The sequence below is a fragment of the Microcystis viridis FACHB-1342 genome (assembly GCF_014698335.1).
Taxonomy (GTDB): domain Bacteria; phylum Cyanobacteriota; class Cyanobacteriia; order Cyanobacteriales; family Microcystaceae; genus Microcystis; species Microcystis ichthyoblabe_A.
In genome coordinates this window covers 45,097-54,778 of sequence record NZ_JACJSV010000029.1, presented here as the reverse complement: position 1 = coordinate 54,778, position 9,682 = coordinate 45,097, and the positions used below count along the sequence as shown (strand labels likewise).

General features: G+C 38.6%; 15 protein-coding genes and 1 pseudogene. 11 read left to right on the top strand and 5 right to left on the bottom strand.

What is annotated here, in order from left to right; genetic code table 11:
* Window positions 1-161: pseudogene (locus tag H6G40_RS23275) on the top strand (GDP-mannose 4,6-dehydratase); the annotation flags it as partial.
* Between the two features lie 68 nt (window positions 162-229).
* On the opposite strand, the gene H6G40_RS11460 reads toward H6G40_RS23275, so the two are convergent.
* Complete coding sequence (locus H6G40_RS11460; RefSeq protein WP_002735303.1) at window positions 230-1,207, bottom strand: glycosyltransferase; 978 nt, start codon at window positions 1,205-1,207, stop codon at window positions 230-232.
* Between the two features lie 269 nt (window positions 1,208-1,476).
* Here H6G40_RS11460 and H6G40_RS11455 point away from each other — a divergent pair, with 269 nt between their 5' ends.
* Window positions 1,477-1,668: a DUF2949 domain-containing protein gene (locus H6G40_RS11455; RefSeq protein ID WP_002738067.1), complete on the top strand. Its 192-nt coding sequence runs from the start codon at window positions 1,477-1,479 to the stop codon at window positions 1,666-1,668.
* A 108-nt stretch (window positions 1,669-1,776) separates the two neighbouring features.
* Here H6G40_RS11455 and H6G40_RS11450 read toward each other — a convergent pair whose 3' ends face one another.
* The 3 genes from H6G40_RS11450 to H6G40_RS11440 all read right to left on the bottom strand — a co-directional run bounded on the left by H6G40_RS11450 (window position 1,777) and on the right by H6G40_RS11440 (window position 3,517).
* On the bottom strand, window positions 1,777-2,235 hold the full coding sequence (locus tag H6G40_RS11450; protein ID WP_002737975.1) for a nitrate reductase associated protein: 459 nt from the start codon (window positions 2,233-2,235) through the stop codon (window positions 1,777-1,779).
* Between the two features lie 68 nt (window positions 2,236-2,303).
* Window positions 2,304-3,149: a prephenate/arogenate dehydrogenase gene (locus H6G40_RS11445; protein WP_069474465.1), complete on the bottom strand. Its 846-nt coding sequence runs from the start codon at window positions 3,147-3,149 to the stop codon at window positions 2,304-2,306.
* 5 nt (window positions 3,150-3,154) lie between these two features.
* Complete coding sequence (locus tag H6G40_RS11440; RefSeq protein ID WP_002774317.1) at window positions 3,155-3,517, bottom strand: cupin domain-containing protein; 363 nt, start codon at window positions 3,515-3,517, stop codon at window positions 3,155-3,157.
* 104 nt (window positions 3,518-3,621) lie between these two features.
* Between H6G40_RS11440 and H6G40_RS11435 the strand changes: the two genes are divergently transcribed.
* A complete protein-coding gene (locus H6G40_RS11435) occupies window positions 3,622-4,074 on the top strand; it encodes an SRPBCC family protein (RefSeq protein WP_002774315.1) in 453 nt (150 codons plus the stop codon).
* 340 nt (window positions 4,075-4,414) lie between these two features.
* Here the strand turns inward: H6G40_RS11435 and H6G40_RS11430 are convergent, their stop codons facing one another.
* The gene (locus H6G40_RS11430; RefSeq protein ID WP_081330843.1) at window positions 4,415-4,993 is read right to left on the bottom strand and encodes a hypothetical protein; all 579 of its coding nucleotides are present in this window, start codon (window positions 4,991-4,993) and stop codon (window positions 4,415-4,417) included.
* A gap of 201 nt (window positions 4,994-5,194) precedes the next feature.
* On the opposite strand from H6G40_RS11430, the gene H6G40_RS11425 reads away from it, so the two are divergent.
* From H6G40_RS11425 to H6G40_RS11390, 8 genes are all read left to right on the top strand, one after another.
* Window positions 5,195-5,983, top strand: coding sequence for a Uma2 family endonuclease (locus H6G40_RS11425; protein WP_069474464.1), 789 nt, complete (start codon window positions 5,195-5,197; stop codon window positions 5,981-5,983).
* Between the two features lie 34 nt (window positions 5,984-6,017).
* Complete coding sequence (locus H6G40_RS11420) at window positions 6,018-6,764, top strand: Uma2 family endonuclease (protein ID WP_069474463.1); 747 nt, start codon at window positions 6,018-6,020, stop codon at window positions 6,762-6,764.
* 287 nt (window positions 6,765-7,051) lie between these two features.
* Complete coding sequence (locus H6G40_RS11415) at window positions 7,052-7,288, top strand: hypothetical protein (protein ID WP_002736310.1); 237 nt, start codon at window positions 7,052-7,054, stop codon at window positions 7,286-7,288.
* A gap of 11 nt (window positions 7,289-7,299) precedes the next feature.
* A complete protein-coding gene (locus H6G40_RS11410) occupies window positions 7,300-7,674 on the top strand; it encodes an NAD-dependent epimerase/dehydratase family protein (RefSeq protein WP_002738061.1) in 375 nt (124 codons plus the stop codon).
* 117 nt (window positions 7,675-7,791) lie between these two features.
* Entirely contained in the window at window positions 7,792-7,989 is a 198-nt protein-coding gene (locus H6G40_RS11405; RefSeq protein WP_002736812.1) for a hypothetical protein, read from the top strand.
* Between the two features lie 166 nt (window positions 7,990-8,155).
* Window positions 8,156-8,617, top strand: coding sequence for a hypothetical protein (locus tag H6G40_RS11400; protein WP_002736014.1), 462 nt, complete (start codon window positions 8,156-8,158; stop codon window positions 8,615-8,617).
* Between the two features lie 12 nt (window positions 8,618-8,629).
* Window positions 8,630-9,013: a hypothetical protein gene (locus H6G40_RS11395; RefSeq protein ID WP_238142469.1), complete on the top strand. Its 384-nt coding sequence runs from the start codon at window positions 8,630-8,632 to the stop codon at window positions 9,011-9,013.
* A gap of 253 nt (window positions 9,014-9,266) precedes the next feature.
* Window positions 9,267-9,560: a hypothetical protein gene (locus tag H6G40_RS11390; RefSeq protein ID WP_103113357.1), complete on the top strand. Its 294-nt coding sequence runs from the start codon at window positions 9,267-9,269 to the stop codon at window positions 9,558-9,560.
* Window positions 9,561-9,682: the final 122 nt, after the last annotated feature.

Genomic DNA, 9,682 nt, shown 5'->3' with positions numbered 1-9,682 from the left:
TAGGCTGGCAGCCGTCGGTGACGTTCGAGGGACTGGTAAAATTAATGGTAGATGCGGATTTAGCGGCTTTGGGGATTAATCTTAATAACGGTGGTGATAGCGGACAGTTATTAAAAGATTTGGCTTATCTTCGCAATCGTTCCTTAATTGCCGTCGATTAACAAAGTCGGGTGGGTTAGGGAAGGGCAACCCACCCCCGTCTTGATCCATGGCCATTTTTACCTGACTTTTAGGAGTAAATCGGGTCTTTTTCCAGCAAACCTAGCAATTTTTGCATTTTAATCCAAGCCCTTCTCATTTGCCAGAATTTACTTTTTTCCATGGCGGCTATTTTACTCTCAGCTTTTTGTAATTCCTCGTCTCTTTCTCGATAATCTAATTGGGTTTTTTGCAAGTCTTGTTGCAATTCTTGTTCATGAATTTCTAATTGTTTAATTCGTTCTCTAGCCTGTTCCAACTGAGCGAATATATCAACTTTTAAGGTGACTAAAGCAGCAAAAATGGCTTGGATATTTTGGGAGTAAAGTTGGGGATGATTATAAAAAAGTTGGGTGTAGGAATAGATATAGTGTTCTGCGGTCATTGAGCGACTCATAGAATCAGCTTTTTGTCGATAGAAAAATAACACTTCTGGGATACGATAGACTTCTCGACCTAATTCGATCAGCGATAGCCAGAAATCGTGATCTTCCCAACCATAAATTAAATTGCTATTATATCCCCCCACAGTTTCCCAATCGGATTTCCGAAACAAACCGGAGCAAAATATCATATTATCTACTAATATATCGGGAAATTTATACTCAGGCAGCGGCCAAGTTCCTTGTCTATCCCCAAAATACTCCGCTTCGCAATAAACTATACCTAATTGCTGATTACTTTCTAGCAAAGTAACCGCTTTTTCTAGATAGGAATCGGCAATTTTATCATCGGCATCGAGAGGAAGAATATAAGTTCCTTGCGCTTGGGCAATTCCTAGATTTCTGGCTGCGGCAACCCCTTGATTTTCTGTGCGGATGATCCTAGTTTTTGGCTGTTGATAATTTTGTAAAACCTCGATGGTTTCTGGTTCTGTGGATCCATCATCAATGACAAGGATTTCAAGATTTTGGTATGTTTGCACTAAAACAGATGCGATCACATGATCAAGATAGCGACCTTGATTATAGCAAGGAATAATCACGGAAACTTGAGGAGCATGACTCATTGGGGGCAATTCTCTCCTACTCGAGCAAAAACTAGGTTATCAATAGCTTATCCCAAAAGTTCCCCTTTATCGTTTTTCTAAGTAAATAAAGTGTTGATATCCCCACTAGCAATTTCGGGATAGTAGGACATATTATGGATAAATTCTTAAATTATTGTGATTGCTGGACAAAATCACCCAATTGGGTGATCCCCGTGAGGGAAGCATCTCTTTTTAATAGAGGATAAGTTATTCAATAATCAGATTGTCATTATAAATGATCTTTAATCATGGAAGCTCATCAACAAAAACAACTCCGCACTTTCCTCTTGGAAAAATTAGCAATTTCCCCCCGTTCCCTCGATATGGCTGTGCGTCTCTGTGAAGCATCGGTGGGTTCTTTGCCGATGGTTTTATGGCAGTACGGTTTAATTGATTTGTCGCAATTGAATCAAGTTTTTGACTGGATGGAAACGGTATAATCGAGATCGATCTGGTCTAAAATACTAATTTATCGACTCGATCGCCTTTTTGCTTGTCATGATAGTAAGATAGGAAGGGACTTAATTAATCTGGCATAGGTTCTTGAGTTAGACATCGACTATATGTAACTCTTTGAGGGCTGGATAAAAGTTGAGATTTTCGTGACTGGGACGACTGAGTTTAATCAGGGCAAAACGTTGGAATGGTTGCAATTTTTGCCATTGTTCTAAACTAATTTCAATCTGGAATTCTCTAGCTTTTTCTCGGACTGTATCAGGAATCTGGCTATCATCTAGCCAAGGAGGATGGGGATCTATTGCTAGTTCTCCTGCGGGATTGCCAGTTTTTTCCGTGATTAATTTTTGTAGAAAATCTCGATAAATTGCAGCTTCTGCTGCCGTCGTACAAGCCATATTAACTAACACCATTCTTTCTGGTTGACTCAACTGCATCCAATGGGATAATTTTAATTTAACTCCACAGGTATCTAGTTTCATTCTCACGGCCATCGGTATGCAACGTAAGGATTCAACAAATTCGGCTTCAAAGTCAAAAAAGGTGTTCATATTATTTCATTGATTTACTGAGGATAAATCTATAATACAGTGCTGGGGTATAATTGTTAGAAAAAATGTTATTTTGATTGAAGAAAATTGGCTCGATATTGATGACTCGATATGAGAATTTCTTCTAGTTCCTGCCATTTTTCTCCTGCAATATAGTCAATAATTTGATCAAGATTTTGACGATAATTTTTCAAGGATATCAATAAAGCTTGACGATTGTATTTAGCCATCATTAAACCTAATTCGGGATTGCCAGCACCGACGCGACTGGTATCGCGAAAACCAGAACTAGCTAAATTTTCCGCTAATTGGCGAATATTCGGATCTTGTTCTTTCCCACAAGCTTGGATTAAACTGGTACTAATCATTACTGGCAGATGGGAAATCCATGCCACGGCTCGATCGTGTTCTTCGGGGGAGGAATAATAAATTTTACAGCCTAATTTTCGTACTATTTCGGTTAAGATTTCCACGGCACAGTTAGGAGTAGATTCAAGGGGAGTAATCAGATATGGGGTATTGACAAATAAACCCGATTGTGCAGCATTAATTCCCTGTTCTGTTTTCCCAGCCATGGGATGACTACCGACAAAATTCGGCCATAATTGACTACAATTGTCCACAATTGCCCCTTTAACTGATCCCACATCGGTGACAATCGTTTGGGTTTTTAAATAGGGAGTTAATTTTTCCAAAGTTGGCACAATTAAATGTATAGGAGTACAGATAAAGATTAAATCGGCAGTAGCTAATAATTCTAAACTGGTACTAGATTCATCTACCACTCCTTTTTGTACAGCGATATCACAGGTGGATTGTTGACGAGAAACTCCCAAAACCTTATAACCTTGTGAGCGGAAATCTAAGCTCAAGGAACCACCAATTAAACCCAGTCCAATAATCCCAATATTCATTATTTTTACTCAAAGATAATTTCGTCTTCCAGTCGCCAAGCTGGATCAACAATGCACAGGAAAATTAAGGGTTCCTCTCCACAATTATGAATATATTGTTTAGCTAGAGGAGGTATATAAATGGCAGCACCGACAGTCACTAATTGCACTTCCTCATCGATGTGCATTTCCCCTTGTCCTTGGAGAATATAATAAACTTCCGCAGTTTTTAAAGCGTGGGGAGTAGAAGTTTCCCCCACATCTACCCGCGCGTGGGCTAAACTATAACGTAGATTTAACGGCTGTTTATCGGGATGCAATAACTCACGCAATCGGGTATGATCACCGGCGATGAATTCCTGACATTCGAGCAGTTTTCTGATTAACATAGTAAAATTAAACCTCGAAGATTGTTTTTATTTTATCATTGAGTGAAAAGCTAAAGACTAATAGCCGTTATCATAGAAATATTCAGCATCGCCAGAATTAACGAATGACTTGGTTAGAACATAGTGTACAGGTAGAAGTGGACGCGCCGATCGATCTGGTTTGGGAACTCTGGTCAGATTTAGAACAAATGCCCCACTGGATGAAATGGATCGAATCGGTGAAAATTCTAGAGGAGGAGCCAGAGCTTTCCCGTTGGAAGTTAGCCAGTGGTGGTCTAGAATTTACTTGGTTGTCACGGATAATGAAAATTGTCCCCCACCAGATGATTCAATGGGAATCCGTGGACGGGTTGCCTAACCGCGGGGCGATCCGTTTTTATGACCGTCATGGTAGGAGTATTGTGCGACTGACAGCAGCCTATGCTATACCGGGTTGGTTAGGAAAATTGATGGATAATCTTTTCCTCGGTCGAGTGGTGGAATCAACCCTGCAAGCTGATCTAGAGCGTTTTCGCCTTTATGCGCTCAATATTGTCAATAATACGCCGCCAAGGTGAGCTAATCATCCGCAGTTAGGGAATTTATTTTTTGTCCGATGGCTCTAGTCAGTCACCGACTAGGTACAAGAACTTTAGTCCATTTTAATCGGCTGCATCTCATATTTGTGGCTCTCTCGTACTTGTAGTGATCAGCAGCAGTTATTAAAAGAGGGCGAATGCAATGCGCCCCTACCATAATATTATGGTAGGGGCGCATCGTGGTCATTGAGTTTATTGAGATGCACCCTTTTTAATGGACTTTTCGTCTTGGCTATGAAATTGCTGACAACCGACTCCCTAAAAGGAAAACTTCCTAAGAATATCCCAAGCAAATTCCGCTATCATGGTTGAGGTATTTCTACTCGATTTTATAGAGATAGGCTTCTGGGGTTTCCAGAAGGGAAGTCATCGGGCGATCAAGAGGGGGAGTTTTGACGAGGGTAAAAATTGGAAATAAATCGTTCATTTGCATAGCCATTTTAAATTTCGGCTGTATGTAATAACTACCCGATGGGCAGGCATTGGTGATCATTAGCTCTCTTTTGGTCATAAAGGTATCGATATAATCATACTGACCATGCTCTTTTCTTTTGCCTTTCTTAGCTGGATCGCAAAGGGTTGAACCGACCGGAATCTGATTGATAATTTCCACTGTATCGGCCACGGATAGGAGTCTTTCGGAACCGTATTTACTAGCAAGATAACGTTGATTAAAATACAGATTAGTTGCGATAGAATAGCCGATGATAATTGCTAGAACTAGAGCGAGGATCCTGTGGAAAGTCTTAGTCAAGTTTAGATAGGCCAGGCTGGCGATCGCCAGAAGTATAGAAGCAAACCAGAGTAAGATTTTACGATGGGAATAAAAATGCTCATCAGGATAATTAGAGGAAGCGTAGATAAAAATTATCCAAGTAATCGCAAAAAAGCCGATCATTGTTTTATTGCCTCGATATTTTTTGATGACTATGTATAGAGAAATGCCGAAAAAAAATAGCCGAAACTACGACATTGAAAATCGATATATTGTCATTCAAAAAAACACTTGATTGCCTAGATAAACCATTTGACAAGGGTGATTAAGGGAAAACCGACTTTTTAAGTATTCTTGGCTTTTCTTAATGAAAAAGAGATAAACATGACACCATCTGCTATTGATTTACCGACAAAATCAACGATAATCACCTGGGAAAAACTGCCAGATGATTTTATTCTACCTGACGAACCTGTGGACAACAACTTGCAACCTCTCTTAGCAGCAGCTTTACGCGAATCCCTAGAATTAGCAGGATTAATTCTAGAATCGATGCTAATTGCCTCTAATTTTGGCTTGTGTGCTACCGTTAAAACTCAAACTGTTGTCAAAGCGCCTGATTGGGTTTATATTCCCTCGGTAAAACCGATTCCTAGCGGAACAATTCGGCGCAGTTATACTCCCCACATTGAAGGAGAAATTCCTACCATCGTCCTAGAGTTTATCTCGGAAACCGAAGAGGGTGAATATTCCATCAACCCTCACTATCCCTATGGAAAATGGTATTTTTACGAGCAAATCTTACAAGTACCTGTCTATGGAATTTTTCAGCCAAAAACAGGAGAATTAGATGTTTATTGTTTAGTGGCAGGAAAGTATGAGCAGCAGTTGCCAGATGAGAATAATCGTTACTGGATAAAAGAACTTAATTTGTTTATCGGTATCTGGCAAGGAAGCAAAGCTGAATTTACTACTAATTGGTTGCGCTGGTGGGATAAGTCGGGAAATCTGTTATTATGGGGCAGTGAGTTAGTAGAGCAGGAAAAGCAACGAGCCGAACAAGAAAAGCAACGAGCCGAACAAGCTGAGTTAGAACTTGAGCGAGAACAAATTTCTCGCCAACGTTTGGTGCAAAAGTTAAAAGAGTTGGGAGTTAATCCTGAGAATCTATAGCCCATTTTAGATATTTGAATTAGTAAAATTACTTATGACAGCCATGCAACTACTTCAGTCAAACTCCTTACCAACTATTACTTGGGAAAAACTGCCAGATGATTTTATTCTACCTGACGAACCTGTGGACAACAACTTGCAACCTCTCTTAGCAGCAGCTTTACGCGAATCCCTAGAATTAGCAGGATTAATTCTAGAATCGATGCTAATTGCCTCTAATTTTGGCTTGTGTGCTACCGTTAAAACTCAAACTGTTGTCAAAGCGCCTGATTGGGTTTATATTCCCTCGGTAAAACCGATTCCTAGCGGAACAATTCGGCGCAGTTATACTCCCCACATTGAAGGAGAAATTCCTACCATCGTCCTAGAGTTTATCTCGGAAACCGAAGAGGGTGAATATTCCATCAACCCTCACTATCCCTATGGAAAATGGTATTTTTACGAGCAAATCTTACAAGTACCTGTCTATGGAATTTTTCAGCCAAAAACAGGAGAATTAGATGTTTATTGTTTAGTGGCAGGAAAGTATGAGCAGCAGTTGCCAGATGAGAATAATCGTTACTGGATAGCAGAGATTAACTTATTTTTGGGAGTCTGGCAGGGAAAAAAAGCTGAAGTGACAGCCTATTGGTTACGTTGGTGGGAGCTGTCGGGCAATCTGTTATTATGGGGGAGTGAACGAGTCACACAAACTGAATATCAACTCGAACAGGAGCGAATGTTACGACAAAAATTAGCTGAAAAATTAAGAGAATTAGGCGTTGAACCAGAAACCTTGTAGCATACTTGTCAAATGCTGATAAAATCATAGAATGTATCTTCTGGATCGGGGTATTTCTAGGATTAACGGAGGAGATGTTAGAGTAGGTAAATTTGCATTGTTGGCATTTTTTGGAACATTTTTATTTTTTTGGATGTTTTTTATGATTAGACAATATAATGGACTTGTTTGTTATCTCTTTTTTGAGTTACCCTTTTCTTATCCCATTGGATAAAGTGAATGTAAAAATCTATTGCTTTTGATTTTTGTGTCGATTTGTCTTTTTCTACGAAATGGATTGGCTAAAGATGCAACCTAACCTAACAAATGACTTAAATCACATTCTTGCCCACACTAAAGACCTCTGGGAAGAATTGCGGGGACAGCGGATATTTATTACCGGAGGTACAGGCTTTTTTGGCTGTTGGTTATTAGAAAGTTTTATCTGGGCTAATGATCAGCTAGACTTAAAAGCATCGACAAGGAAATCTATCCTCGATGGGATACTAGATATTATTCGGGATCACAAACCAATATTTTTCTGAGTTAGAAAATTATGAGACATAAAATTGTTGAACAAGATTTGAGGCAAATTATTGCAGCTGATTTACCTTGGCAAACTTTGGCAGGGAAAACAGTTTTTATTTCGGGAGCCAATGGATTTTTACCAGCTTACATCGTGGAAACCTTGCTCTATTTGAATGAACAAAAAAGACATTCTTCTATCAAAGTTATTGGCTTAGTCAGAAATAAGGAGAAAGCATTAAAACGATTGGAGTTTTACCAGAATATAACCGATTTAGAGTTAATTGAGCAGGATGTTTCTAGTCCGATTTGTTTAGACTTGAAAATAGATTTTATCATTCATGCTGCCAGTCAAGCCAGTCCGATCACCATCAGTCCAATAGACCCACCTTCAAGCTATCGCTAACTAACAGAAACCCGAAATTTGAGTTTTTATTAGAAAAAAAGTTAGCGATCACTCGTCAACCAAGGGTTTCAGAATCTGGATTCGGTCAGGGATTTCCGAAAGTTCCAGAAGAGCGATATGATCAAACATCAAGAGAATGGTTATCTGGCCAAACCCTTCGAGGTGGAAGACTTGACACGGGGAATTAATTGGGTATTAGAAGATACAGAAAGGTATAACCAATTGTGCATTCGAGCAAGGCAAAAAGTGGAGCAAGAATTTACTCTTGAGATTCAAGCATCTAAGTATTTAAAGCTGTATAACGAAATATTGTAATATAAGCAACCTCGAAAAATTGCCTCTCTTTTCAATAACAGAAGCCTAAAAGCGCATAAATTCCTCGATCATTCTCAATAACCTTGATTCCTTGAAGTGTCCTAACAGCGCAACGACCAGATTCCAGAACTCAGAACTTAATTCAAAAAATGGAGGTTATTAAACCGTGAAATCAATAGAAACCTTAGAAATTCCTGTAATTATTGCCCATTTTGGTGGTAAGCCAAATTATTTAAAATTTGCCTTGAAATCAGCGGCAAACTTTAATAATAAAGTTGTGCTTATAGGAGATGACACTAATAAAGATTTTTGGCAAAATCATTGGGATACCACTCTAGTAGAGTTTGATAAATATGAAAATTTTCAGAAATGCTACGTTGAGATGTCCGATTACTCGAAAAAATATGAGATTCCCGTTTGGAAACGTATGTTTGTGTTGGGAAAATGGATGAAAGAGAACGATCATAGACGAATATTTCTAGTAGATAGTGATGCCATGACCTTTGCAAATTATCCAGAGGAAGTTTATCCAATCTTACCTAATGATTGTATAGCTGCTTTAATGACATCTACTCCTAAAAATCAAGATAATTTTAGATGGGCATCTTCTCCTCATTTTTCATATTGAACCCTTGAGGCATTGGAGGATTTTACGGATTTTTGTATTGAAGCATACAGCAATAAAAACATACGAGATAAGCTAGAAGCTAAATGGCAATGGCATATTGATAATCATAAGCTAAGAGGAATTATAGACATGACTCTATTATATCTATGGTCTAAAGACAATCCCAAAGTGGCTAATCTTACTACAGTCATAAATAATAATATGACACTAGATCACAATATTAATTCATCAACTAATTACTTAGAGGATGAATACCAAATGCAATTTGGTTTAAAAAAACTTATATTCAAAAATGGAATTCCTTATGGATATAATAAAAATTTAAATAAAGAGATAAAATTTTTGTGCATTCATTGTCAGGGAAGGGCTAAAAGCGTGATGAGATTTCTGTATTAGAAACAATTAAGAGATTTTTATTATATTGGAAACCTTGTTCAAGCAACTAAAGCAAAAATGAAGCTCTTAATCAAAAAGATTATAAGTAATAAATGAAAATAATAAAATTTGGAAGGATGTTGCAAATGGATGGCATTTTCTTTAAACCAGATTAAAAATTTAATCTGGTAAAACATGAGTAAAGTTGTTTGTTGATATCCTTTCTCAAATAGTGCTACCCTATGTACATAATGTGTACACAACGAGAGAGACTATGGATAAGCATGACATTGAGAAAATTGGGGTGCGAGAATTTCGGAGCGAACTCCCTAAATACATATACGGTGAGACTCCCGTTGAGGTACTACGTCACGGTCATACTGTTGGGTTCTATTTCCCCGTTAAACAGAGGAGTAAAAGCGCCGATATCGCTGCCTTACAAGCGGTGGCCGCTCAATTTGAGTACCTGTTAAGTCAAAAAGGAATTTCCGAGGACGATATTGTTCGTGAGTTTCGTCAGATGTGTGAAGCGGACAGAGCGAATCAGAGAAAGGATTTAGGCGGGTGAGACTCAAATTCCTCGTTCTCGACGCTAATATCATCATAAGAAATAGACATCTCCAAAAATCTATGCTCCAGTCCTAGCAATGGTATTCCTACTTGGTAATGCGATTTCTTATCCCTTTAGCT

Coding starts and splice junctions, on each gene's coding strand:
- H6G40_RS11460 (WP_002735303.1), bottom strand. CDS start 1,207: ATGAGTCATGCTCCTCAAGTTTCCGTGATTATTCCTTGCTATAATCAA.
- H6G40_RS11455 (WP_002738067.1), top strand. CDS start 1,477: ATGGAAGCTCATCAACAAAAACAACTCCGCACTTTCCTCTTGGAAAAA.
- H6G40_RS11450 (WP_002737975.1), bottom strand. CDS start 2,235: ATGAACACCTTTTTTGACTTTGAAGCCGAATTTGTTGAATCCTTACGT.
- H6G40_RS11445 (WP_069474465.1), bottom strand. CDS start 3,149: ATGAATATTGGGATTATTGGACTGGGTTTAATTGGTGGTTCCTTGAGC.
- H6G40_RS11440 (WP_002774317.1), bottom strand. CDS start 3,517: ATGTTAATCAGAAAACTGCTCGAATGTCAGGAATTCATCGCCGGTGAT.
- H6G40_RS11435 (WP_002774315.1), top strand. CDS start 3,622: ATGACTTGGTTAGAACATAGTGTACAGGTAGAAGTGGACGCGCCGATC.
- H6G40_RS11430 (WP_081330843.1), bottom strand. CDS start 4,993: ATGATCGGCTTTTTTGCGATTACTTGGATAATTTTTATCTACGCTTCC.
- H6G40_RS11425 (WP_069474464.1), top strand. CDS start 5,195: ATGACACCATCTGCTATTGATTTACCGACAAAATCAACGATAATCACC.
- H6G40_RS11420 (WP_069474463.1), top strand. CDS start 6,018: ATGACAGCCATGCAACTACTTCAGTCAAACTCCTTACCAACTATTACT.
- H6G40_RS11415 (WP_002736310.1), top strand. CDS start 7,052: ATGCAACCTAACCTAACAAATGACTTAAATCACATTCTTGCCCACACT.
- H6G40_RS11410 (WP_002738061.1), top strand. CDS start 7,300: ATGAGACATAAAATTGTTGAACAAGATTTGAGGCAAATTATTGCAGCT.
- H6G40_RS11405 (WP_002736812.1), top strand. CDS start 7,792: ATGATCAAACATCAAGAGAATGGTTATCTGGCCAAACCCTTCGAGGTG.
- H6G40_RS11390 (WP_103113357.1), top strand. CDS start 9,267: ATGGATAAGCATGACATTGAGAAAATTGGGGTGCGAGAATTTCGGAGC.